This window comes from Rhodopseudomonas boonkerdii (genome assembly GCF_021184025.1).
GTDB classification, from domain to species: Bacteria; Pseudomonadota; Alphaproteobacteria; order Rhizobiales; family Xanthobacteraceae; genus Tardiphaga; species Tardiphaga boonkerdii.
The window spans coordinates 1507713-1533087 of sequence record NZ_CP036537.1 but is presented as its reverse complement, the minus strand read 5'-3'; the positions used below and the strand labels follow the sequence as shown (position 1 = coordinate 1533087).

The window sequence follows — 25375 nt, the reverse complement described above, 5'->3', positions numbered from 1 at the left end:
ATCTGCGCTCACAATCCCAGGAACTTGAACGGCGGCGCATCCATGAACTGCGCCGTCGTATCTCCGGAACAAGCGAGAGCAAGCTGCGCGCCTCCGACGCGAACGGTCGCCAACCCGTAGCCATGGCGACCGCATGTCGCAGGGATTTCCCCCGCTGTCATCTCTCCTTCATGGAACTGTCAGGGCATCGTAATCGCACCTCTTCAGAACACCGCGCGTGGTCCCCACCCCTCTCAGGAGACAATCCATGCGCAGCACTTTGCTCTGTTCCGTCGCTTCCCTCATGATGCTCACTTCCGCGGCTTTCGCGCAGTCGGAAGGCGAATTCCCCGCCAAACTCGCCGGCCATGCCGTATTGCCAGCCGATTCGACCATCGAGGCACCCACCGATGCGCCGAATGATCTGAAGACGTCCGGCAAATACACCACCGGCAAGCGCGTCGAGAAGCTCGGCAGCGTGATGGGCAAGTCGAAGGAACGTGACACCGGCATCGCGCTACCCATGAAGGGCCAGCCGCTGCAGGGACATTCCGGCATCAAGACCATGCCCGATGGCTCGTTCTGGGTGCTGACCGATAACGGTGCCGGCTCCCGCGCCAATTCGCCGGACTACATGATCTATCTCAACCGTCACAAGATCGACTGGAAGAGCGGCAAGATCGAGAGACAGGAAACCGTCTTCCTGCATGACCCCGACAAGAAGGTGCCCTTCCGTATTGTCCATGAGGATACCGCCAAGCGCTACCTGACCGGCGCCGACGTGGATACCGAGGGTTTCCAGATCATTGGCGACAATTTCTGGATCGGCGAAGAATTCGGCCCTTACATCATCAAGGCCGACAAGACCGGAAAGGTCCTCGACGTGTTCGAGACCGTGGCCGATGGCAAGCCGGTTCGCTCGCCCGATCATTGGCAGGTGGCAACGCCGGGTGCGCCGGGCGCGAGCTACACCAACGTCAACCTGCGCCGCTCCAAGGGCTATGAAGGCCTCGCTTCCTCAAAGGACGGCAAGTTCCTGTATGGCCTGCTCGAAGGCCCGATCTGGGATGCCGATAAGAAGGACTGGGAGAAGGTCGATGGCAAGGAAGCCGCGCGCATCCTCGAATTCGACGTCGCTGCACAGAAGTTCACCGGCCGCTTCTGGTATTATGTGTTCGAGACCAACGGCAACGCCATTGGCGACTTCAACATGATCACGGCCGACAACGGCCTGATCATCGAGCGTGACGACGGCGAAGGTACCAAGGACAAGGCCTGCGCCGACGGCAAGCGCGGCAATGACTGCTTTCCGGATCTGCCGAAGCTGAAGCGCGTCTACAAGATCGAGATGAATGACGCCAATGTCGGCAAGCCGGTCCGCAAGATTGGTTTCATCGACCTGCTGAAGATCCAGGACCCCAACAAGCTGGCCAGGAAGCCGCTGAATGACGGCGTGCTGGCCTTCCCCTTCTTCACCATCGAGAATGTCGATCAGGTCGATGCCACGCACATTATCGTCGGCAACGACAACAACCTGCCGTTCTCCTCCAGCCGCGACCCGAACAAGGCGGACGACAACGAGTTCGTCCTGCTCGAAGTCGCGGATTTCCTGAAGGCGAAGTAAGCCGGTCTCGCGCGAGCGCCTGAAACGCAAAAGCCCTTCCGCAAGGAAGGGCTTTTCTTTTCCGACGTGTCCCCGACGCAGCCGCAGCGGGAGAGAAGGCGGGCTACGCTGCACGCACCTTGGCGAGGAAGTTATCCACTGCCGTGCGCAGCATGCCCGACTGGCTCTCCAGCTCCCGTGCATTCGACAGCACCTGCGAGGCGGCGGAACCGGTCGCTTCGGCCGCACTGCTGACGCCACCGATGTGATTGCTGATCTCGCTCGCGCCCGCGGACACGGACTGGATATTGCGCGCGATTTCCTGTGTCGCCGCACCCTGCTGCTCCACTGCCACCGAGATTGTGTTGGTGATCTGGCTCATCTGCGCGATGGTGCCGGTGATCGCGCCGATCGAGGCGACAGCTTCGCTAGTCGAGGCCTGCATGGCGGCAACCTGTGCGGAGATTTCCTCGGTCGCCTTGGCAGTCTGGCTGGCAAGCGCCTTGACTTCGGAAGCGACCACCGCAAAACCGCGACCGGACTCACCGGCACGTGCAGCCTCGATGGTGGCGTTGAGCGCCAGTAGATTGGTCTGCGATGCGATGCTGTGGATCAACTGCACCACTTCACCGATCTTCTCGGCGCCGCTCGACAGGATCTGAACGGTTGCATTGGTACGCTCGGCATCGCTCACCGCCTTGTTGGCGATTTCACTGGATGCCGAGACCTGGCGCAGCACTTCGCTCACCGATGCCGACAGTTCTTCGGCCGCCGAAGCGACTGTGCTGACATTGTCGGACGAGCGCATCGACGCGGCGCTGACGGTGGCCGCGCGCGAGCTGGCGTCGCTGGCCGTCGTCGTCATCGACTGCGCGGTGCTCTGCATGCCGACGGCCGCCGTGGAGACCGAGCGTACGATGCCTGTGACGCTGCGTTCGAAATCGGTCGCCATGGCTTCCATCGCGGCGCGGCGCTCGGCGGCAATACGCCCCTGGGCCTCCGCCTCGACTTGTTCCAGCGAGCGAATGCGCAAGGCGTTATCCTTGAACACCTGAACGGCCTTGGCCATGGTACCGACTTCGTCGCGGCGGCCGACACCGGGAATGTCTGAATCGAGTTCGCCCTTGGCAAGCGTTTCCATACGTGCGCCAAGCTGGCCGAGCGGCCCCGTAATGCTGCGGCCGATCAGCCATGCGATCGCGCTGGCAACGGCAGCGATAGCGAGCATTGCAAGGCCGATGGCCCAGATGATCGGCTTCAGATGCGCATCGAGATCGTCGAGATAGGCGCCGGTGGCAATGAACATGTTCCAGCCGGGAAGCGCTGCCGCATAGCCCATCTTGCGTGACGGCACCGTCTCATTCGGTTTCTGGAATTCATAGGTCAGGACATGCGACCCCTTGGCGGCGACACCATCGCGAAATTCACGCGTGATGGCCACGCCGTTGACCTTCACATCGATCCGGTTCGAGCCCGGCTTGAAGCCCGGCAAATGCACAACCTCGCCATCCATCGTGTAGATGAAGAGGTAATTGCCGTTATCGTAGGTCATCGGCTCGATACGGCGCACCAGTTCGGCCGCAGCGGCCTCCTTGGTCAGCTTGCCAGCAGCAACATCCTTCTGGATGTCTGCAGCGACATTCATCCCGATCTCGACGATCGATTTCAGCTGCAGCATGCGTGCATCAAGCATCTCGCGCTTCATCATCTGAGCTGCGAAAATGCCGGAGGCGCAGAGGCCGATCACGGTGACAGCCACCAGGACGACCAGCTTGTAGGTGATACGGATATTGGCGAGCTTCACGGCTTCATTCCCCCAGGCACACGGCTGCTGCCGTTGATTCCTGGATCAAACGTATCCGGGTAGTGTTCCCAAATCCTTACCCCCTGCCGGCGGCGTGGCTTCTCCGTGCCGGTCTCGGAGCAAAATTGCCCGTAAAACACGAAATCCCCGCCTTGCGGGCGGGGATTCCGGAAGCCGTCACTCCGTCAGGAAGCGCTTAGAAAGCGAGCGTTTTCGCCTGCTTCACCTGCGGCAGGGCCTGGACCTTGGCCAACACTTCGGCCGGCACCTGCCCATCGACTTCCACCAGCGCGATGGCGTCGCCGCCCAGGGCCTGCCGGCCGAGATGGAAGGTAGCGATGTTGATCTTCGCATCCCCCAAGAGCGAGGCGAAGGCGCCGATAAAGCCAGGCTTGTCCTCATTGGTGATGTAGATCATCGACTTGCCGAATTCGGCATCGACGCGGATGCCCTTGATGTCGACAAGGCGCGGCTTGCCGTCGGCATAGACCGTGCCGGACACGGCGCGTTCCTGCTTCTCGGTGGTCACGGCAATGCTGATCAGGCTTTCATAATCGCTCTGCGCGGCACGGACGACTTCATCGACGACCATACCACGGGCCGACGCCACGCTTGGCGCCGATACGACATTGACGTCACCCAGCATCGGCCGCAGCAGGCCGGACAGCGCAGCCGAGGTCAGCGCCTTGATCTTCATCTCGGCCACGGCGCCTTCATAGGTGATGGTCACCTTGGCGATATCGCTGTCGGTGAGCTGGCCGGCGAAAGAGCCCAGCTTTTCGGCCAGCTCGATGAACGGCTTCAGCTTCGGCGCTTCTTCCGCGGTGATCGAAGGGAAATTGATCGCGTTGGAGATCGCGCCGGAGAGCAGATAGTCCGACATCTGCTCGGCGACCTGCAGTGCGACATTCTCCTGCGCTTCGTTGGTGGACGCACCGAGATGCGGGGTGCAGATCACATTGGGATGGCCGAACAGCACATTCTTGGTGGCAGGCTCCTCGACGAATACGTCGAAAGCGGCGCCAGCGACCTGCCCGCTGTTGAGCGCATCGACCAGCGCCTGCTCATCGACCAGGCCGCCACGGGCGCAGTTGATGATGCGGACGCCCTTCTTCATCTTGGCGATCGCCGCGGCGTCGATGATGTTCTTCGTCTTCTCGGTGAGCGGCGTGTGCAGCGTGATGAAATCCGCGCGCTTGAACAGTTCGTCGAGTTCCACCTTCTCGACGCCGATGTCCCTTGCACGCTCCGGCGACAGGAAGGGGTCGAAAGCGATCACCTTCATCTTCAGGCCAAGCGCACGATCGGCGGCGATGGCGCCGATATTGCCGCAACCGATCACTCCGAGCGTCTTGCCGGTGATCTCGACGCCCATGAAGCGGTTCTTCTCCCACTTGCCGGCCTGCGTGGAGGCATCGGCCTGCGGGATCTCGCGCGCGAGCGAAAGCATCAGCGTGATGGCATGTTCGGCCGTCGTGATCGAATTGCCGAACGGCGTGTTCATGACGATGATGCCCTTGGCCGTGGCCGCGGGGATCTCGACATTGTCGACACCGATTCCGGCGCGGCCGATCACCTTCAGGCGCGTCGCCTTTTCGATGATCTTTGCGGTGGCCTTGGTCGCCGAACGGATGGCGAGCCCATCATAGTTGCCGATGATCTCGGCGAGCTTGTCTTTGTCCTTGCCGAGATTGGGCTGGAAATCGACGTCAATGCCGCGATCCTTGAAAATCTGGACGGCGGCAGGAGAAAGAGCGTCGGAAATGAGAACTTTTGGGGCGGTCATGGGATGTGATCCTGAGAATGGGAGCCAATGAAGAAGCGACAAACGCCGTAGGCTCCCTCTCCCCGCCGGGGAGAGGGTCGGGGTGAGGGGCGCCACACGCTCCGTCAGAGCGAAAGGCCCCTCACCCGAAATTCGCGTTGCGAATTTCGACCTCTCCCGAGCGAGGAGAGGTTAAGGGAGAAGGATTACGCCGCCTTGGCGAGCGCGGCCTTGGTCTCGGCGAACGCCCAGTCGATCCACTGCGTCAGGATCTCGACGTCCTTTGCTTCCACCGTGGCGCCGCACCAGATGCGCAGGCCAGCGGGGGCATCGCGATAATGCGCGAAGTCGAAACCGGCATTCTCCTTCTCGACGGCCGCGACCAGCTTCTTGGCGAAGTCGGCCTGTGCGTCAGGAGACAGAGCCGTGATAGCGGGATCGACCACCTTCATGCACACCGAAGTGTTGGAGCGGATCGCTGGATCGGCGGCGAGGAAGTCCACCCACGGCGTCTTCTTCTGCCAGTCCGACAGCACCTTGGTATTGGCGTCGGCCCGCGCAATTAACCCCTTGAGACCGCCTACCGACTTGGCCCAGCCGAGTGCATCGAGATAGTCTTCGACGCAGAGCATCGACGGTGTGTTGATGGTTTCGCCGACGAAGATGCCTTCGTTCAGCTTGCCGCCCTTGGTCATGCGGAAGATCTTCGGCAGCGGCCATGGCGGCGTGTAGCTTTCGAGGCGTGCAACGGCGCGCGGCGAGAGAACCAGCATGCCATGGGCGGCTTCGCCGCCCAGCGCCTTCTGCCAGGAGAAGGTGACGACATCGAGCTTCGCCCAGTCGAGCGGCTGCGCAAAGGCGGCCGAGGTGGCGTCACAGATGGTCAAGCCTTCGCGGTCGGCCTTGATCCAGTCGGCATTGGGCACGCGGACACCCGAGGTGGTGCCGTTCCAGGTGAACACCACATCGCTGTTCGGATCGACCTCGGACAGATCCGGCAGTGCGCCATAACCGGCATGCAGCTTCACCACATCCTTGAGCTTGAGCTCCTTGACGATATCCGAAACCCAGCCCTCGCCGAAAGACTCCCACGCAACCGTGGTGACGGGGCGCGGGCCGAGCAGCGACCACAGCGCCATCTCGACGGCGCCGGTATCCGAGGCCGGCACGATACCGATGCGATAATCGGCAGGCACTTCAAGCACTTCACGCGTCAGATCGATCGCGAGCTTGAGCTTGCTTTTGCCGATCTTGGCGCGGTGCGAACGACCGAGGGCGGCATCATTGAGTTTTTCGGGGGTCCAGCCGGGGCGCTTGGCGCAAGGGCCGGAAGAGAAATGCGGCACGTTCGGCCGCGAAGCGGGCTTCGCTGCAGTCATCGTCTATCCTTCCAGATAGTAAGCCTCCCGTTGGGGGGAGGTGTCCCGGGACCGCAGATATGGGAAAGGCCCCGAAGCGTCAAGCAACTTCGGAGCCTTCACGGGCGATTGATGATGCGGTCAGACGGCGCCTTCCACCGACCCGGCGACGCTATCGCCCTGGCCGCGATGCGCAGGGGCAACTTCCCGGTCATCGAGAGACGGTTCAGCGGACGCCAACGGCGCATCTTCCAACAACTCTTGAGCTTCGACCACCAGCTGCGCAGCCCTTCGTCTGCTCCCCATCTTCATCACGCTCTGGTCAGCGACCTTCACGACATAGTCAGTACCGATTTTCTCAATGGAGTAATTTTTCATGCTCATTCCAACGTCCCAGACGTGGATAGATACGTCGCCAAATCCCGACCGTTCCGAAACGAACGCCGTCGGAGCCGTGCTGGTTTACGGACTGTTAAAGAGATCGCAGAACGGCGGCGCCCCATGATACCGACCATCGGCAGGCGTCTTCGTTCGATGTCTCGAAACAAAAAAGAGCAGCAAGTGTATTGCTGCTCTTTCGCCTTTTATTTGGCAGACACCGGACCTTGATCAAAACCTGTAGCCGATGCCCACGCGCGCACTATTCATGCTGGTGGCGACATCCTTGACCTTGACGAAGCGGGCATACTCCCACTCGGCACGGGCGAACAATCCGCCAACCAGATTGAACTCCGTACCAACACCGAAGCTGTAGCCTCCGGCGATGCTGTCTTCGCCCCCTTCGGATCGCGTATTGGGAACGTAGGAAATAGCATACGGCCCCGCCACGGATGTGGCTCCCGTGGTCGGGTCAGTGTAAATTTCGCGCCTGGACACGTTGACGGTCGCATCTCGATTGACGTTGATGCGTCCGAGTGCAACGCCGGCGAAGGCGTAGGGCATGAACGCGCCGGCATCCCAGCCTAGCCGCGCCCGCAATGTCATGATGTCCTTGATCTCGGTCGTCGCCGATCCAGCGAGTCCGACATTGTACAGGTAAGTCGTATTAGGTGGCGGCGTGCTGTCGCCGGAGTTGATTTCGCGTCCCATCGCGCCGCTCGACGACCCACGAACATTGCTGAGATTGGAATAGCTGATCTCAAGACCGATAACCGCATCTTCCCACTGCCAATTACGACCGACAAAGCCACCAAAGCCGGTGCCGGTCGCATTCTTCGATTCGAGAAGCGACCATTGACCGACCGGGTTTTGCAAAACGCTATTTCGGAGAATGTAGTCGGTCAGGCTCTTGTTGGCATTGCCCATATCGAGCTGGGCGGCGGAGTACCCGAACTGACCGCCGACATACCAGCCCTCCCAGTTGCGGCGACCGGAGCTTTCCGCGAAGCCACCGCGCAATGCCGGGAAATCCTCTGGCCAATCCGCCGCATGTGCAGCACTAGCGACAACTGACATCAAAGCCACAATGACAAGACGACGCATCACGACAATTCCCCAACTCACCAACTGGCCTGATCATGCGCCGTTAACCTTAACCGTTGGTTGCGATCACGCGGCCCACTCAAAACAAAACGGCGCGGGATGCCCCCGCGCCGTTAAGTAGTATTAATCTCAGATGTGCACTTAACCCTTGCGGATCAGCGGAGGCGGCGGCGGCGCGTAGGCCGGCGGGGTATCAAGATTCCAGCGCACGCCGAGTTTCAGATCGTGCGATGTGATGTCCTTGAACTGCATCGAGACGCCGCGGGTGAAGCCGTCATAGGTCGCGACGGGTCCGGTCGCTCCGTTACCCAGGTTCATGTAGCTGTAGCCGAGTTCGACGGTCATCGCCGGATTGACCTTGTAGGCCAGACCCGTATGCAGCGCCCAGGCGAAATTCCATTTCGATGCAGCGGGCGCACCGGCATAGCTCGGGAACGGGCCGCCGATAAAAGGGTTGCCGTTGATGTCGTAGCCGACATTGGTGGCGCCGTTGTCGGTGTAGTTCGCGATGTTGACGCGCGCCATGCCGACACCGGCACCGACGAACGGCGTGACGCACCACCAGGTGCCGAGATCCACATAGCCATTCGCCATCACGACCCATTCGGACTTCGTGGCGCTATAGTTATTGACGCCGTTGCCAACGATCCCGCTTGCCGGGAACGTGACGTTATCGGTGCCCTTGAAGTTTGAATTGCCGCGATACTGGCCGGTGATGTCGCCGCGCAACCAGTTGTTGAACTGATAACCGATGCCGACCTGATAAATTCCAGCAGAGTCGAAAGAAGTCGTCTGATTCAGCGAATTGAGATTTGCGTTTCGTCCATCGCCCATCTCGATGTTCTTCACGCGCTGATTGCTGAAACCGATATCACCGCGCAGATACCATCCACCGAAGTCTTCGACCGGCGGCGGGGCATACATGGCAGGTGGGGGGGCAATGGGCATGTCGGCGGCGAAAACGGCGGTCGACATCAAGGGCGCCGCACCGGCGGCCAGTATAAATTTCACGCTACGCATTGGCTTCGTCCTTGTTGGGCCAGAGAGGCAAACGAACGAGGCCTCTCACTCGGAAACTCACAGGCGGACGATGACACCAATATCTTAAGGGGCACTTAACCCTAACAATTAAGGTTGACAGTTGATGACGGTAAAGCAAACGACCTTCATCATTCGTCACACGAGCGCCCAAACTCCTAACGATGCTTTACGATTGTGTAGTTCCATCAACGCAAAAACGCCGCGCATCCGCGCGGCGTTTGCTGATCGTTAACTATCAAAACGCGGATTAGCCGGAGGCGTAATCCGCCGACCCGCCCTGCGTTGCGAAGAACGGCGGATACGCTTCGAGAATCCGCCCTACCCTACTCAAGCCGCAGCAGCATGCCCGAGCGCATGCACGATGGTGTCGACCACTTCCTCGACCATCACGCGGTCGTCGCCCTCGCCCATCACGCGAATCACAGGCTCGGTGCCGGACGGCCGAATCAGAAGACGGCCATGACCGTTGAGGCGCTGCTCTGCGGCGGCGATGGTGGACTTCACGTCCGCATCGTCGAGCGGCTTGCCGCTACGATAGCGCACGTTCTTGAGGATTTGCGGCAGCGGATCGAACAGGTGGCAGACTTCCGATACCGGCCGACCGAGTTTCTGCACCACCGCCAGAACCTGCAGCGCCGCCACGAAGCCGTCGCCGGTCGTCGCGTAATCGGACATGATGATGTGGCCCGACGGTTCACCGCCGACATTGTAGCCGTGCTGCAGCATCTGCTCGAGCACGTAGCGATCACCGACCGCGGTGCGGATCAGCTCGATGCCGTGTCCTTGCAGGAAGCGCTCGAGACCGAGATTGGACATCACGGTGGAAACGATGCCCGGCTTGGCGAGACGGCCGTCATCCTTCCAGCTCTGCGCGATGACCGCGAGCAACTGATCGCCATCGACCACATGCCCGCGCTCGTCGACAATGATGACCCGGTCGGCGTCGCCATCGAGCGCAATGCCGATATCCGCGCGCATCTCACGCACCTTGCGGCTGAGCGCTTCCGGGGCGGTGGAGCCGCATTCCTTGTTGATGTTGAAGCCGTCCGGCTCGACGCCGATGGAGATGACGTCCGCACCGAGCTCCCACAGCGCTTCGGGCACCACCTTGTAGGCAGCGCCATTGGCACAATCGACAACAACGCGCAGACCGTCGAGACTCAGATCGCGCGGCAGCGTGCGCTTGGCAAATTCGATGTAGCGGTCATGCACGCCGTCGATCCGGCGGGCGCGGCCAAGACTGGCGCTCTGCGAGAGCCTGCGGTCGAGATTCTCGTCGAGCAGCTCCTCGATTTGCCGCTCGACATCGTCGGAGAGCTTGAAGCCGAGAGGACCGAACAGCTTGATACCATTGTCCTCGAACAGATTGTGCGACGCCGAAATCATGACGCCAAGATCGGCGCGCATGGATTTGGTGAGCATCGCCACCGCCGGCGTCGGCATCGGGCCGACCAGCAGCACGTCCATGCCCACCGAGGTGAAGCCGGCCACCATCGCGTTCTCGATCATATAGCCCGAGAGGCGCGTATCCTTGCCGATCACCACCCGGTGGCGATGATCACCCCGCTGGAAAACGAGACCGGCGGCCTGCCCGACCTTCAACGCCAGTTCCGGCGTAATCAGTCCGTTGGCACGCCCGCGAATGCCGTCGGTTCCAAAATATTTGCGGCTCATTGATACCCCCGTCACGCCTGTCCGTTGCAGGCGCTCAAATTCTGTCCGGCCCGCCGTGATACGGCAGCCGCATGTATGACGGCCTTATAAGGCCGCAGCGCCTAAATTCCCTTCAAAAAATATGATGAATCATTACCGAACCCGCCCTTCGGGCACCCGTAACCCGTTGAGCAGGCGGTATTTTCGTGAAAGCACACAGCGCGCGGAACCGACCGGCTTATCCACGACGCTTGATGTGACTGTCCGCTTTCGAATGGGCGGGCTGGGTGACGCTCACGGGGTCCGATCCTGGAAACGTCTCCTCCAGCCCCTCGTCGAGGGCATCGTCCAGCTGCCGTTTCTCGGCCTCGGCCTTGTCACGGGTCTTGCTGGCATCGTGCGGCTTCGAACCGGTCATGACTCTTCCCCTTGGGATTCGACGACATATTGACGACAAGACAGATGTGGCGGAACGGCCAACCATGCTAGATGACCGCCAACAAGAAATTGCAAGAACGGCTGGGAGCTTTCATGAAGCATATCACCTGCATCGAAGACCTTCGTCTCGAACACAAGCGCAACGTGCCGAAGGCATTCTTCGACTATGTCGACCACGGCTCCTATAGCGAGGACACGTTCCGCGCCAATACTGAGGACTTGCAGAAGCTGAAATTCCGTCAGCGTATCCTCGTCGATATCGCCAATCGCGACACATCGACAACGATTCTCGGCGAAAAGGCGACGATGCCGCTGATCTGCGCGCCGGTCGGCTCCACCGGCATGCAGTATGGCGACGGCGAAATTCACGCCTGCCGTGCGGCGCAGGCTTTCGGCGTCCCCTACACGCTCTCGACCATGTCGATCAATTCGATCGAGGATCTCGCCGAGAATGTGGAGAAACCGTTCTGGTTTCAGCTCTACGTCATGAAGGACCGCGGCTTCATCAAGGAGCTGATCGAGCGCGCGATCAAAGCGAAATGCAGCGCGCTGGTGCTGACCGTCGATCTGCAGGTGATCGGCCAGCGCCATGCCGATATCAAGAACGGCCTGGCGGTCCCGCCGCAGCTCTTCAATCTGAAGAACGTGATCGACTTTGCCAGCAAGCCGGGTTGGCTGATGCGAACCGTGAAAGCCAAGCGGCGCAACTTCGGCAACATCGCCGGCTTCGTGAAAGGCACGGCCGATCTCGGATCCGTGGCGGCTTGGACCGCATCGCAATTCGACGCGACGCTGAACTGGAAAGATCTCGACTGGATCCGCAGCATCTGGCCCGGCAAGATCGTCATCAAGGGCATCCATGACGTCGACGACGCGCGCGAGGCGGTGAAGGTCGGCGCGCAGGCCATGGTGGTGTCGAACCATGGCGGTCGCCAGCTCGACGGCGCACCGTCGTCGATCTCGGTCCTGCCCGGCATCGTGGATGCCGTGGGCTCGGAGATCGAAGTGATGTTCGACAGCGGCATCCGTTCGGGGCAGGACGTGATGCGCGCGCTCGCGCTCGGCGCGAAGTCGTGCATGATCGGACGCGCCTATATTTACGGCCTCGGCGCCTATGGCGGCCCCGGCGTCACCAAGGCGCTCGATATCCTGCGCAACGAGCTCAGCGTCACCATGGGGCTTTGCGGCGTGAACAAGATCAGCGAGATCGACAAGCGCGTGCTGGTGTCCTGAGACCCGGCTAAAGCTTCTGGGAAGCGCTTTCAATCGCCGCGTTGAGCCACGCGGCGATCCCGTCCACGACCTGCTGTTCGATACCGTAGTAACCATGCGGCGACAGCGATCCGCAGTCGCGTGATGAGCGTTGTTCACCTCCGCTGACGCGCAACACCTTTACGCTAGGCGAGCCGCTCATTGCGGCGGCAATCTTGTCGGCATCCTCCGGCGGCGCGACATTGCAACGGTCGTCCGAATTGGCGACCACCAGCGCGGGCACATTGACCCGCTCCGGATGTGCATCGAATACCGTCTCATGGCTGCCGCCGAAGCGCGACACCGATTCCGTCAACACGACCCCGGCAATCTCCCCGTCGCGCAAATGCGCCGCGCCGTTCATCGCCGCGATCGCCCCCTGGCTGGTACCAAGCAGGAACACCGGCCCCTGCGCCTGCACGTGAGCCGCAACAACGAGATCGCCGACCAGCGCAGCATAGTCAGGCGAGCTGCGCAGGCCACGCAGATTGCGGCCATCAACGGCATCGGGAATCAGCACCGCAAAACCCGCAGCCAGCCAAAGCGCGCGGGAACGAACAACAAAATTGTTACCGCGTGCAATGTCGCCATCGCCCGTCAAGCCCACATCGCCCGCGCCGCCAGGCAGCATCACAATCGTTGCACGCGGATGCGGCGGGCTGACATAGAGCGCGCGCTGTCGATCGCCGCCATGAAGCGGCAGATCAAGGACGCGTTCTGCTGCCAAGGCGGGTGCGACGGTGAATTGCGACGCGCAGAACAGCAGCACTGCGACGATCGACAAGCACCCGCCGTTGATTTGAGATTTGCCCAATCGAAGCTCCAGCCCCCGCGAGTCGCCCCCGCCGGGCATGCCGGAGGCTTCATGCCGGAGGCTTGCACCAAGCGGAGACGACGGGGGATAGGTTTTTCCCAGTTCACATCGGCGGCGTCAGTCCATCGAGGCCGACATTGATTCTGGCCGTTTGGTAGCTACCGTCGCTTTGCTTGCTGGCGCCCATGATGATGATCTTGGCGCCTGCTTTCAACTCATCCTTGTTACCCGGCACGAAGGTGACGATCGGCGTATCCGGCGTCACCGTCACTTTCTTCTCGCCGTCCTTGTATTTCACCGTCAGCGTCTGGCCATCCGTAGCCTGCACCTTCTGATCGACAGTGGCATTGGTCATGCTGCTATTGGGGCGCAGATCCCATGGACGCGAGCCTTCGCCGGTGCCGCGCATCGCTTCGGGGAAAATATGGATCGCAATGGCCTTCTGCGTGCCGTCCGGCTGCGGCATCCCTGTGACGCCGATATACGAGCCCGGTTTGACTTCGGCCAATGTCGTCTTGACGATCCCCGTGATGGTCGCATTGTCGGTCAACTTCACTTTGCGCTCGTCACCCTCGCGCGTCTTGATGGTCAGCACCGCGCCATCGACGGCCTGGATAGCTCCGCGAATGCGCGTGGGTTGCGGCTGCTGCGCGAGTGCAATGGAGGTCAGTAACGAACCAGCGAGAAGAGAGCCCGCGAACAAGCGAGCTGAAGTCGATATAATCTGAACCATGGGGAAATTTCCTTTGAAGACAGCGCCCGCCGCCTGACATGGAAACCCCAGGGACAAATAGCTATTCCCACCTCACGTCACTGTGAGATCGGCTTCGACCTCGGCGCGCAACTCCGGCGTCACTTCGGGCCGTTGACCGAACCACAATTCGAAACCACGCACCGCCTGATAGAGCAGCATGCCAAGCCCATCTGCCGTTCGCAGACCCCGCGCGCGCGCCGCTGCAAGCAACTGCGTTTCGAGCGGCACATAGACCAGATCGGCCACCACCGCTTCCGAAGGCAGAAGCCCGAGATCGATGGCGAGTTCAGGCTGCCCCTTCATACCGAGCGACGTCGTATTCACGAGCAGCGAGACTTGCGGCAGCCTGCTTGCAGCGGCTTCCCACGCCAGCGGAATGACACGCTCCCCAAACAGCCGGGCAAGATCCTGCGCGCGCTCGATGCTGCGATTGGCGACATAGACATGCTTGATGCCGCGCTCGAGCAGACCGAACACCACTGCCCGCGACGAGCCGCCGGCGCCGAGCACCAGCGCATCGTCGGCGTGATCCCATTCCGGCGCAGAGTGATCGAGATTATCGATGAACCCCTCCACGTCGGTATTGGTCGCACGCAGCGTGCCGTGATCGTACCAGAGCGTGTTGGCAGCGCCGACAGCGCGCGCACGACGATCCGGCGCCGTCAGCTTCAGCACGCGCTCCTTGTGCGGGATGGTGACATTGGCGCCGATATAGCCGTGCTTCGACAGGTTCATCACAAATTCGGCGACGCCTTCCGGCGGAATCGACTCGATGCTGTAACCGCCCGGGATATCCATGCTGCGCAGCCAGTGATGATGAATCAGCGGCGAGCGCGAATGCGCTGCAGGCCAACCGATCAAACAGGCGGCGCGGGGCTGGGTCTCGTTCGGCATCATCGGTCCTTCGCTTCAGACAGAAGCGGTCGTAGTACGGGAATTGTGCAGGGACTGTAAATAATCAGATACGTTCGCGCTGCGCTGCAACAGCATGATCGCAGACCATCAATGCTGCATCTGCGGTAAATCACACTGTTTCAGGATGAAGGTGCCCATAGATCAGCGTGCCAATGGCCACCTCCCGCAACCGGTAGCCATTGGCCATGCCATCACTGCAAGCTTGACGCCTCCTGGATCGCTGCAACCCGTCGAGTTTTGATCTCGCTGACGGCTGCTGCAACGTCGGCACGGTATTTGACCAGCGGCGGTCGCGCGCCGTGGGTCAGCAGTGCCCGGCGCACGCCCTGCGAAGTACCGGTGAGGATGACACGGACACCTTGTCGCTTTGCCTTCTCGGCAATGCCCTTGATCGCGTTCGCAGCAGTGGAATCCAGGAAGGGCACCGCGGCAAAATCGATGACGAAAGCCTTGTGGCGATCCGAAAAACCGTCGAGCACCGAACCAATGGTCGAGGCGGCGCCGAAGAAGAAAGCCCCGGTGATGCGATAGACCAGCACATCCGGATCGCTCGCCAGTTTTGCATCATAGGGTGCGCGGTCGCCATTGGCATCGTCCGCACGATCGGCAGCGACCAATGGCCCATCGGCCTCTATCCCCGTGATCTCTGCCATACGGTTGATGAACAGCACGGCGCCAAGCGCGAAGCCGACCAGGATGCCCTCGGTGAGATCGCGAAAAATTGTCAGCAGGAACGTCGCCAGCACGACCAGCGCATCGCCCCATGACGAACGCAGCAGCATGATGAACTCATGCTTCTCCGCCATATTCCACGCCACCACCGCCAGCACGGCGGCCAGCGACGCGAGCGGAATGTAGCTCGCCAGTGGCGCTGCGATCAGGATGAACGCCAGCAGGAACACGGAATGCAGCATACCCGAGACCGGCCCATGTGCACCGGACCGGACATTGGTCGCGGTCCGGGCGATGGTGCCGGTCACGCAGATGCCTCCGAACAGGGCTGCGCCGATATTGGCGACGCCTTGCGCCACCAACTCGCAATTCGACCGATGCCGCCGCCCGGTCATGCCATCGGCAACAACCGCCGACAAAAGCGATTCAATGGCGCCGAGCAGGGCGAAGGCAATGGCATCGGGCAGGACGGCCTGCAATTTGGCGAAGGACATCGTGGGCAGCATCGGCAGCGGAAACGATTGCGGAATGCCGCCGAAACGGGTGCCGATAGTTTCCACGGGCAGCGCCAGCGAAGCTGCCGCGACAGCACTCACGACCACCGCGATCAGAATGCCGGGCCACGATGGCCGCAACGCCCGGAGCCCGACGATAATCACGAGCGAGACGATGGTCACGGCAATGGCTGCGGCGTTCGCCGTCGGCAATGCCGAACCCAGGGCCGCCAGCTTCGGAATGAGATCTCCCGGTTCCTTGCCAGTCAGCGTCAAGCCCAGCAGATCCCGGATCTGGCTGGCGAAGATAATGACGGCGATGCCGGCTGTGAAACCGACCGTGACCGGATAGGGAATGAACTTGATGTAGGTGCCGAGCCGGAGATAGCCGGCCGCCATCAGAAAAATGCCCGACATCATGGTGGCGAGGATCAGTCCGTCGATCCCGTGGCGGCTCACGGTGGCAGCCACCAGCACGATGAAGGCGCCGGCAGGGCCACCGATCTGAAAGCGGCTTCCACCCAGCGCCGACACGAGGAAGCCGCCGATCACTGCGGTGATGAGGCCGCGATCCGGCGACGTCCCCGAGGCAATGGCAATCGCCATCGACAGCGGAAGCGCCACGATCGCCACCGTCAAACCGGACAGGATGTCGGCGCGCAGATCGGCGATACTGTAACCTTCGCGCAGCACCGTGATCAATTTGGGCGTGAACAGTTCGGCGAAGGTCGGCTGATGCGCCTTCCACCCGCGATTTCTGGAAACGTCCATTCCCGACTCGCCCCCGTCACCCCCACGGCACTCGATGGAGGCCGCGGCCCGTTCTCAATCCGTCAGCTTCGGCTCTTCAAATTTTGGCGGTGGACCGGGCTGTTTCAGCCTCACCCCTCGTCCGCCGGAATCGCTGCGAACGTTCTCGCCGATCAGATCGACGCCTGAGCGATCCAGGGCATCGACGACCTTGATCAGCGAGTCCACTACGCCCCTGACATTGCCGTCACTCGCTTCCATGCGCTGAATGGTCGGCAGCGAAACGCCGGCCAGTTCCGCCAGCCGCTTCTGATCGATCCCCAACAACGCCCGCGCCGCGCGCATCTGAAACGATGTGATCAAGCTAATCTTCCTGTTTAGAGAGTCTTATATCAAATATGAAACTGCTTCAATGATGTATAAAATATCATCGAGCCCTTGGAACCGATACTGTCCGCCCACCTGTCCGGCGCGCAGGCGAGCGCAGGGTCACGTCGCGACGTCAGCATTTTTCTGAACCGTCTCTACTGAGGGCAAGGCGTGTTCGGGATAGCCAGACAATCTGCGGCGACCTGAAAACGTGCGCCTACGGACTGACCCTGCCTAGCTTCGCGACGAAATCGTCAACGGCGGCTCGATCACCGAACCTGATCTTCATGTTCGGGAATTGCGTAAACAACGCCAGATGCCCGGCATGGGATGTGGACGTCGTTCGCTGCCAGTAGTTCTCCGCCCATCCGATAAGGTCGGCATGCTGCTCTGCTGTTGCGCCACGCCAAGGACCACGCGCGGCGAGACTGTCACGGCAGACCTGCGGACTCATATCGAGCCAGATCAACGCCGTGGCGCGCGGCAACGCCGCTTCGGCCAACCAGCCATAAACGCCTTCGATGATCCAGTGAGGCTTTGCCGCAAGGGCGACAACCAGCTCCTTGGCTTCCTTCTCGTCCCGTTTCACACCAACTTTGTCCAGCCAGTGGATATCATCGAGATCGGTCCAGGTGCCGCCGATGCGGCGTTCCAGTCGCCGCGCCAAGGCGCTCTTCCCCGAGCCGCTATTGCCAATGACGGCAATGCGCGGCCCGAGATTCGTAACAAGACTCGCAGGTTCAGCGCTCATCGGCTCACGTGACTAAGCCGCCACCCGATGCGCGGCAACGATCTGATCGGCCGTTCGGCCGTTCACTTCGGCCATATGGTCAAAGCTGCGGGTGAAACTGCCGGCGCCTGCAGTTGCGGAGCGGAGCTCGACGATGAGATCGCCGATCTCTGCCTCGGGCAACTGCGCGCGGACCACATCCCATCCCGTCCAGCCCTCGCGGGTGTCGAAGCCGAGGATCTGCCCTCGCCGGCCGGAGAGAATGGCATTGACCTTCGCGGTTGCCTCGCTGGGGCAGACGATCTCCACCGCATGGATCGGCTCCAGCAGCACCGGCTGGCATTGCGGCAGAGCCTCACTGACGCCAATGCGTGCCGCCGTTCGAAACGCCTGATCCGACGAATCGACGCTGTGATAGGAGCCGTCCGTGAGCGTCACCCTGACATCCACGACCGGGAAGCCGAGCGGCCCGCGCGTGAGGCCGTCGATGACGCCTTCCTCCACCGCGGGAATGTAGTTACGCGGCACGGCACCGCCGACCACCTTTTCCCGAAATGCAAACCCCTCACCCCGCGATTGCGGACCGATCTCCAGCACGACATCGCCGAACTGGCCGTGGCCGCCGGACTGCTTCTTGTGCCGGCCGCGTTGCGTGATCGGCTTACGGATGGTCTCCCGATAGCCGATTGCGGGAGGATGCGATTTCACATTGATACCGAACCGGTCGCGCAGCCGCTCCATGGCGACGCGCAGATGCATCTCGCCCTGCCCCCATAGCACGACGCCCTGACTCTGCGGATCGTTGACGGCCGTCAGCGACGGATCTTCCTCCGTCAGCCGCTGCAGGGCCTGCCCGAGCTTGACGTCGTCCTTTCGATCGATCGATGCCAGCGCCACTGCCAGCACCGGCGATAGCGGCTCGCCGAAATGCAGGATTTCGGGTGCGGCCTTTCCGACGGCAAACATATCCCCGGTTTTGACGGGATCGAGCTTGCCCAGCGCAATGGCGTCGCCAGCTTCGGCGCTGGAGCGCTTCTCGCTCGTTGGCGTCAGGCTGAAAATGCCGGACACGCGCGCGCCCTCGCCCGTTGAGGCGACGATCATCGCACCGTCCTCGATGCGTCCCTGCAGCACGCGCGCGTAAGACAGCTTGCCGCCATGCTGGAGATGACTGGTCTTGAAGATGTAGGCCAGCGCATCCCCGCTCGCCACTCCGAGGCGCTTCGCAGTCGCGCGAACATCCGGCGCTTCATGGCGCAGCGCCTTCATCAGCCGCAACACGCCGTTCTCGCGGATCGCCGAACCGATCAGCACAGGACAGATCACCCCCTCGCGCAGCTCGCGGGCGAGATCGTCGAATATAGCATCGGCCGGCGGCACGATGTCGTCGAGCAACTGCTCCATCAAGGCATCGTCGTGATCGGCAAGTTTCTCCAGCATCGAGAAGCGTGCTTCCTTCTCGCGATCGAGATTGCCGCCATCCAGCGCAACGACTTCGGAAGCCTTGTGTTCGCGATAGACGAATGCGCGCTCCAGCGCGAGATCGACGAAGCCGGCAACGAGATCGCCGTTCCAGATCGGGATCTGTCGCAGCACCAGTGGCACACGCGAAGCCGGCTGCAACGTCGCCAGCGTCTCGCGCACGCGCTTGTGGGCGCGATCGATCTTGTTGAGAAACAGGAAGCGCGGAATGCCCAGGTCTTCGAGCTCGCGCAGAATAAGTTGCAATTGCGGCAGCTTGCGCTCGTCGGCCTCGCAGACCACCACGGCGGCGTCGACCGCCGGCAGCGCCGCGCGCATGTCCTGCACGAATTCGACGGAGCCTGGGCAATCGATAAAGGTGTAGTGATCGCCCATGAAACTGGTCGTCACGGAGGTGAGACCGACACCCATCTTGTGTGCCCGGGCTTCGGCGCTCGCATCGCCGACGGTCGTACCAGCCTCGACAGTCCCGGCTTTCGGGATCGACCCGGTTCGCGCCAAAATCGCTTCAAGAAGTGTGGTTTTCCCGCTCTGGAAAGGGCCCACGAGTGCAATACACCGTGGACCACCAGGTTTAAAAGGGATTGGGGGACTTCTCAGGTCTTGTCCCATACGCCGCCTCCTGATCTGGAGCTCGGCCCGTGATTGGGTCGGCGCAGGGATGCTCCGCCCGGTTCGTAAATTTGGCAAGTCGAAAACGTCGCTGCGCTGCGGCGCACGCAGCCGAAGGACGGATGAGGCGACTTGTCCGCCAACGCTCGAAGAGCGAGGGCGGAAGCCATCATCCACCAGCGGAGTGCGCGGAACGAAGAACGGCCGATGACGCCGAGTTTATCAGCAGTCGCCTCGCGCGAACGTTAGCCAATCCGCTCGACGGCCGGGATCAACGCCCCGGGCGCAGCTCCAGGCTCTGCAGACCCGCAGCAACATTCAGCCCGACCGAGCCCTGGAGGCTCAGCGGCTGCAGCGAGATCGCATTCTGCGAACCGCCGACGAGAACATTGGCGCCAACACCGACACCGATCGACGCGCTGCTCTGCGCGCCCGCATAGTTGCCCGAGATGTCGCCGGGGCCAGTATAATTCACCGGCGCGAACACCGCCCAGGACAGCGCGGTCTGTTCGGTGATGCCGAGATCGAGACCGACCTTGCGGATAGTCGCCACATAAGGCTGGTCTGGCCGGCCGGTGCCGGTGAGCACGCAACCGAGATTGGTCACCGAGCCGACGACGAAACCTGTGCTGGCACCGCCACGGCAATTCAGCACGCCGAGCTGCACACCCTGCTGCGATTGCGCCTGCGATGCGGAAAGAACAGCAGTGGTGGCAATGCCGAGAAGAAGCGCGGACAGGCGGATCATCGATGGTCTCCGGGTCATGAACGGAAGCGAGGATGTCGATCCACTATCCATAGCCAATGACACCACCTAATGACAGCGGACCAACGCGCGCCCGATACAACAAAAAGGGCCCGCTTGCGCGAGCCCTTTCGTTAACCTTGCCGATCGTTGAACGATCGACAGCGATTAGTGGTGACGATGATGACGACGCGCGCGGCGCTGCGGCGCGGCAGGCGTCAGCTCGACCTGCACGATACCGGCAGCGACGTTCAGGCCGACCTGCCCCTGAACGCTGACCGGCTGCAGACCATAGGCGTTGCCCGGACCGCCAACGAGGAAGTTGCCGCCGAAGCCGACACCGACCGCCGCGTTCGAACCGACACCGCCGTAGTTGCCGGCGAGCGCACCGCGCGGCACGCGTACGGACGGCGCGAAGATCGCCCACTGCACGGTGGTGTTGTCGGTGAAGCCGAGGTCAACGCCGAAACGACGGATGTTGGCGACGTAACCTTCCGGACGGCCACCGGCGCCCTGGAAGACGCACTGCAGCGTCGCATTCGAGCCGAGCACGAAGCCGACGTTCTGGCCGCCACGGCACTCGAGCACGCCAGCCTGTACGCGCGGAGGCTGCTGGGCGTTCGCGGTCGCAACCGACGCCGCGAGCGCCACGGCCGAGAGGCCGAACATCTTGGAAAGTCGCATAGTCTTAACTCCACTCTGGGGTTTTGATAGTGCGGGGAACAAGAAGGAAGCGCCGTGTCGAAAACATGGCGCTTCCCGAATAAAGCCTCGAAACTGTCAAAAGTTTCGAGGCCTGTGTGTTACCGGAGGTTTCCGCAGAAGCGCTGGATGCGCTTGCAGGCATCCTCCAGGTCGGAGGTCTTGGTCGCATAGGAGATGCGGAACGCCGGACCGAGGCCGAAGGCCGAGCCCTGCACCACCGCGACACCTTCGGTCTCCAGCAATTCGGTGACGAAATCCTCGTCATTCTCGATCTTCTTGCCCGATGGCGCAGTCTTTCCGATGGTACCGGCGCAGGACGGATAGACATAGAACGCGCCTTCCGGCCGCGGGCATTCGATGCCGCTGGCCTGGTTCAGCATCGCAACCACGAGATCGCGGCGCTCCTTGAACACGGCATTGTTCTTCGCGATGAAATCCTGGGGGCCGTTCAGCGCTTCGACGGCCGCCCACTGCGCGATCGACGACGGATTCGAGGTCGACTGCGACTGGATGGTCGACATCGCCTTGATCAGGTTCGCCGGGCCACCGGCATAACCGATACGCCAGCCCGTCATGCAATAGGCCTTCGACACGCCATTCACGGTCAGCGTGCGATCGTAGAGTTTGGGCTCGATCTGCGCGACCGTGGTAAACTCGAAATCGTCATAGACCAGATGTTCATACATATCGTCGGTCATCACCCAAACGTGAGGGTGCTTCACGAGCACGTCGGTGAGCGCCTTCAGCTCAGCCTTCTTGTAGGCCGCGCCGGTCGGATTCGACGGCGAGCACAGGATCACCCACTTGGTCTTCGGCGTGATCGCCGCCTCCAGCGCTGCGGCCTGCAGTTTGAAGCCGAATTCCGCGGTGCAGGTCACCGACACCGGCGTGCCGCCGGCCAGCGACACCATTTCCGGATAGCTCACCCAATACGGCGCCGGGATGATAACTTCGTCACCCGGGTTCAGCGTCGCCATCAGCGCGTTGTACAGCACCTGCTTGCCGCCGGTGCCGACAATGATCTGGTTCGGCTTGTAGGTCAGGCCGTTCTCACGCTGAAACTTCGCGATGATCGCGTCCTTCAGCTCGGGGATACCGTCCACCGCCGTGTACTTGGTCTTGCCCGCCTCGATGGCGTGGATCGCCGCCAGCTTGATATTCGCCGGGGTATCGAAATCGGGTTCGCCCGAACCAAGGCCGATGACGTTGCGGCCGGCCGCTTTCAGCGCGCGCGCTTTATCCGTGACCGCAATCGTTGCGGACGGCTTCACGCGGTCGAGAGCGGTAGACAAGAACGACATCATCTTCTCCTTAGGACAACAGCCGGAGACCCGCGGTCCGCGGCGATAAAATTACGATCCTGCTCGGGATCGGCGCACCCTAGTGCGTGCGACCTTGCATCGCAAGGCGGTTGGGCTGGAAACGCATCTGGAAGCCATGCAATTTCAGGGAAATTTAAAGTGAGCGTGATAGGTCAGCTGGCAGCCGCCAACGACGATTTCGAGTGAAAATGTCCGGTATCCGGCAACAGATCGAGAGCGGCGCCTGGCTCACCGCGGAACGCATCCGCATCTATAGCGCGATCGTGCTTGCGCTGGCCGTACTGGCCATCGCGGCATGGGTTGCGCTTGCAGATGGCGCAATCGACCGCAACGGCAAGCCGCTCGGCACCGACTTCTCCAATGTCTATGCCGCCGGCACACTCGTCCGGCAGAGCAAGGCCGCTGATGCCTATGATCCGCCGCTGCAGCATGCAGCCGAAATCGCCGTGTTTGGCGGCCGCGACGTGCCATTCTATGGCTGGCACTATCCGCCCTTCTTCCTCGCCATCGCCGCATTGGTGGCTGCGGTCCCCTATCTCTGGGGTCTGGCACTCTGGCAGGTCGCGGGTTTCATCGCCTACTGCGCTGCGATGGTTGCAATCCTGCCACGCCGTGAGACGCTGCTCGTCGCATCCGCCTTCCCCGCCGTCTTCATCAATGTCGGCCACGGCCATAACGGCTTTCTCACCACCGCATTACTTGGCGGCGCCTTGCTGCAACTTCATCGACGCCCATGGGTTGCCGGCATCCTGATCGGCCTGATCGCCTACAAACCGCAATTCGGCGTGCTGATCCCCCTCGCATTCATGGCCGGTGGACACTGGCGCAGTATTGCTGGCGCGGCGCTCACGGTGCTCGCGCTCGTCGCGATCAGCACCATGATGCTCGGCACCGGAATTTGGCATGCTTTCATGGCATCGACCGCTTTCACACGCGACGTCGTGCTCGAGCAAGGCGGCACCGGCTGGGCGAAGATCCAGTCGATCTTCTCGGCGGCGCGGATGTGGGGAGCGGACCTTCCGCTCGCTTACGCTGCGCAGGGCCTGCTCGCCGCAAGCCTCGCAGTAAGCCTGATCTGGCTGTGGCGCAGCAACGCCGCCTTTGCACTGAAAGCCGCGGCGCTGGCGATCGCAAGCCTGCTCGCGACGCCCTATGTCCTCGACTACGACCTCGTCGTGCTGGCGATCACTATCGCCTGGTTCACCCGGCACGGCCTCACGCACGGCTTCAGGCGCTACGAAATCACCATCCTCGCTATTGCCTGGATCGCCCCGCTGCTGACGCGCAGTATGGCCGGCCTCATCCACCTGCCTCTCGGCCTCCTCACAATGATCGCGCTCTATCTGATCGTGATCTGGCGCGCTGTCCTCGATCTCAGCGCATCGCACCATCACGGCGATCTCGCAGCGACGTGATCTTCCACATCGGCGGGGCTGCACAGATTCAATTTGCCGGATGTCAAAAGTCCTTGGTGGTTTTCGACTTTTTCCAGTGTCCGGCTCTTGCGAGCGCCTCCTTGCGGCATCATTGTCTAGGCGCAATGCGACGCTGAGGTCGCCGCCCCGCATCACCTGAAAGATCGACCCCGGCGAATGTACAAGCTCTATTCGATGCAGCGCTCCGGCAACAGCTACAAGGTCCGCCTTGCGCTGGCATTCATCGATGCGCCATATCGCGCGATCGAGGTGGACATTCTGCGGGGCGAGAGCCGGACACCGGAATTCCTCGCCAAGAATCCGAGCGGCCAGGTGCCGCTGCTGGAAATCGCCGAGGGCCGCTATCTCGCCGAATCCAACGCCATCCTCTGGTATGTCGCGGTCGGTACGCCGCTGGCGCCGGAATCGCGCATGGACCGCGCCGAAGCGCTGCAGTGGATGTTCTTCGAACAGCATGCGCTGGAGCCCAATCTCGGCGCCGCCTATTTCTGGCTGTGCCTGGTGCGCGGCGGCCGCGAGCTGCAGACCCATGCGCTCGACGACTGGATGGAGCGCGGCTATGCGGCCTTGCAGGTGATGGAAAATCACCTCAAGACCCATGAATTCTTCGCCGCCAACCAGCTCACCGTCGCCGATATCGCGCTCTACGCCTACACGCATGTGGCCGAGCAATGTGACTTCGACCTGTCCAGCTTCCCGTCGGTGCGCCGCTGGTTACGCCATGTGGAGCAGCAGTCCGGCTTCGTCGCCATGGATTGGCATCCAACATCGTCGGAATATGATACCATCGACGTTATCGCCGGGGCCTAAACTCGCATAGTCGTGAGCACAAAAGGCTGAAAAGCCACCGTCCCGCCACAGTTGCCGCGTTTTGCGCCGCAATCTTGCCCGCGAGCACCCTGAATTTTAGTACGCGGCTGATTCGTCCGCGATTTGAAGGATTTACGGCCATGATACGGTCGCTTCGCGGGGCAGTTGGATTTCAGGCACGCCCCGCGCCCGTTGCATCTAACCGGTTGACCCACGCCGTCGCGGCATCGCTGGCGGTTGGCTGCCTGTCGCTCTGCGTCGTGCTCACGCTCGCCGTGCTGTCGATCCGGAGTGCGTCGGCGATGCCGTTCTGATCGCCGCAAAAACCATAGTCCCTATCGCGATGCCGTCATACATCGCATCGTCAACACCCCTCCGTGATGGAGCCTGC

The 25375-nt window shown here is 61.7% G+C and carries 23 protein-coding genes; 5 read left to right on the top strand and 18 right to left on the bottom strand.

The genetic code is table 11. The features are described 5' to 3' along the window. The first annotated feature begins 247 nt into the window (after positions 1 to 247). Entirely contained in the window at positions 248 to 1603 is a 1356-nt protein-coding gene (locus E0H22_RS07160) for an esterase-like activity of phytase family protein (protein WP_233024959.1), read from the top strand. A gap of 103 nt (positions 1604 to 1706) precedes the next feature. Here the strand turns inward: E0H22_RS07160 and E0H22_RS07155 are convergent, their stop codons facing one another. The 8 genes from E0H22_RS07155 to E0H22_RS07120 form a co-directional block, all read right to left on the bottom strand. After that, complete coding sequence (locus E0H22_RS07155) at positions 1707 to 3386, bottom strand: methyl-accepting chemotaxis protein (protein ID WP_233024958.1); 1680 nt, start codon at positions 3384 to 3386, stop codon at positions 1707 to 1709. A 196-nt stretch (positions 3387 to 3582) separates the two neighbouring features. Then, positions 3583 to 5172, bottom strand: coding sequence for a phosphoglycerate dehydrogenase (serA, locus tag E0H22_RS07150; protein WP_233024957.1), 1590 nt, complete (start codon positions 5170 to 5172; stop codon positions 3583 to 3585). 185 nt (positions 5173 to 5357) lie between these two features. Then, positions 5358 to 6530: a phosphoserine transaminase gene (locus E0H22_RS07145; protein ID WP_233024956.1), complete on the bottom strand. Its 1173-nt coding sequence runs from the start codon at positions 6528 to 6530 to the stop codon at positions 5358 to 5360. 120 nt (positions 6531 to 6650) lie between these two features. Continuing rightward, positions 6651 to 6893, bottom strand: a complete 243-nt coding sequence (locus tag E0H22_RS07140) for a hypothetical protein (protein WP_233024955.1) — start codon at positions 6891 to 6893, stop codon at positions 6651 to 6653. Positions 6894 to 7118: 225 nt separating this feature from the next. After that, complete coding sequence (locus E0H22_RS07135) at positions 7119 to 7991, bottom strand: outer membrane protein (protein WP_233024954.1); 873 nt, start codon at positions 7989 to 7991, stop codon at positions 7119 to 7121. Positions 7992 to 8132: 141 nt separating this feature from the next. Next, positions 8133 to 9011 carry an outer membrane protein gene (locus E0H22_RS07130; RefSeq protein WP_233024953.1) on the bottom strand — a complete coding sequence of 293 codons (879 nt, stop codon included), beginning with the start codon at positions 9009 to 9011 and terminating at the stop codon, positions 8133 to 8135. A gap of 348 nt (positions 9012 to 9359) precedes the next feature. Further along, positions 9360 to 10706: a phosphoglucosamine mutase gene (gene glmM, locus E0H22_RS07125; RefSeq protein ID WP_233024952.1), complete on the bottom strand. Its 1347-nt coding sequence runs from the start codon at positions 10704 to 10706 to the stop codon at positions 9360 to 9362. A gap of 217 nt (positions 10707 to 10923) precedes the next feature. Next, positions 10924 to 11103, bottom strand: a complete 180-nt coding sequence (locus E0H22_RS07120) for a hypothetical protein (protein WP_233024951.1) — start codon at positions 11101 to 11103, stop codon at positions 10924 to 10926. 113 nt (positions 11104 to 11216) lie between these two features. On the opposite strand from E0H22_RS07120, the gene E0H22_RS07115 reads away from it, so the two are divergent. Further along, complete coding sequence (locus E0H22_RS07115) at positions 11217 to 12356, top strand: alpha-hydroxy acid oxidase (protein WP_233024950.1); 1140 nt, start codon at positions 11217 to 11219, stop codon at positions 12354 to 12356. 7 nt (positions 12357 to 12363) lie between these two features. Here E0H22_RS07115 and E0H22_RS07110 read toward each other — a convergent pair whose 3' ends face one another. From E0H22_RS07110 to E0H22_RS07065, 10 genes are all read right to left on the bottom strand, one after another. After that, a complete protein-coding gene (locus E0H22_RS07110; RefSeq protein ID WP_233024949.1) occupies positions 12364 to 13158 on the bottom strand; it encodes an alpha/beta hydrolase in 795 nt (264 codons plus the stop codon). Between the two features lie 133 nt (positions 13159 to 13291). Further along, positions 13292 to 13921 (bottom strand): single stranded DNA-binding domain-containing protein, encoded by a 630-nt coding sequence (locus E0H22_RS07105; RefSeq protein WP_233024948.1) that lies wholly within the window; start codon positions 13919 to 13921, stop codon positions 13292 to 13294. A 72-nt stretch (positions 13922 to 13993) separates the two neighbouring features. Beyond that, on the bottom strand, positions 13994 to 14839 hold the full coding sequence (locus E0H22_RS07100; RefSeq protein ID WP_233024947.1) for a shikimate dehydrogenase: 846 nt from the start codon (positions 14837 to 14839) through the stop codon (positions 13994 to 13996). A 209-nt stretch (positions 14840 to 15048) separates the two neighbouring features. Then, complete coding sequence (locus tag E0H22_RS07095; RefSeq protein WP_233024946.1) at positions 15049 to 16794, bottom strand: SulP family inorganic anion transporter; 1746 nt, start codon at positions 16792 to 16794, stop codon at positions 15049 to 15051. 54 nt (positions 16795 to 16848) lie between these two features. After that, positions 16849 to 17136: a helix-turn-helix domain-containing protein gene (locus tag E0H22_RS07090; protein ID WP_233024945.1), complete on the bottom strand. Its 288-nt coding sequence runs from the start codon at positions 17134 to 17136 to the stop codon at positions 16849 to 16851. A 223-nt stretch (positions 17137 to 17359) separates the two neighbouring features. Next, a complete protein-coding gene (locus tag E0H22_RS07085) occupies positions 17360 to 17893 on the bottom strand; it encodes a P-loop NTPase family protein (protein ID WP_233024944.1) in 534 nt (177 codons plus the stop codon). 12 nt (positions 17894 to 17905) lie between these two features. Then, complete coding sequence (locus tag E0H22_RS07080; protein ID WP_233024943.1) at positions 17906 to 19966, bottom strand: elongation factor G; 2061 nt, start codon at positions 19964 to 19966, stop codon at positions 17906 to 17908. Positions 19967 to 20237: 271 nt separating this feature from the next. Beyond that, positions 20238 to 20714 (bottom strand): DUF992 domain-containing protein, encoded by a 477-nt coding sequence (locus E0H22_RS07075; RefSeq protein ID WP_233024942.1) that lies wholly within the window; start codon positions 20712 to 20714, stop codon positions 20238 to 20240. 165 nt (positions 20715 to 20879) lie between these two features. Further along, positions 20880 to 21395 (bottom strand): DUF992 domain-containing protein, encoded by a 516-nt coding sequence (locus tag E0H22_RS07070; RefSeq protein WP_233024941.1) that lies wholly within the window; start codon positions 21393 to 21395, stop codon positions 20880 to 20882. A gap of 119 nt (positions 21396 to 21514) precedes the next feature. Then, positions 21515 to 22717 (bottom strand): pyridoxal phosphate-dependent aminotransferase, encoded by a 1203-nt coding sequence (locus tag E0H22_RS07065; RefSeq protein WP_233024940.1) that lies wholly within the window; start codon positions 22715 to 22717, stop codon positions 21515 to 21517. A 209-nt stretch (positions 22718 to 22926) separates the two neighbouring features. Here E0H22_RS07065 and E0H22_RS07060 point away from each other — a divergent pair, with 209 nt between their 5' ends. The 3 genes from E0H22_RS07060 (at position 22927) to E0H22_RS07050 (ending at position 25298) form a co-directional block, all read left to right on the top strand. Next, positions 22927 to 24153: a glycosyltransferase family 87 protein gene (locus E0H22_RS07060; protein WP_233024939.1), complete on the top strand. Its 1227-nt coding sequence runs from the start codon at positions 22927 to 22929 to the stop codon at positions 24151 to 24153. Between the two features lie 177 nt (positions 24154 to 24330). Beyond that, positions 24331 to 24984, top strand: coding sequence for a glutathione S-transferase family protein (locus E0H22_RS07055; RefSeq protein ID WP_233024938.1), 654 nt, complete (start codon positions 24331 to 24333; stop codon positions 24982 to 24984). Between the two features lie 140 nt (positions 24985 to 25124). Beyond that, positions 25125 to 25298, top strand: a complete 174-nt coding sequence (locus E0H22_RS07050; RefSeq protein ID WP_233024937.1) for a hypothetical protein — start codon at positions 25125 to 25127, stop codon at positions 25296 to 25298. Positions 25299 to 25375 lie beyond the last annotated feature (77 nt).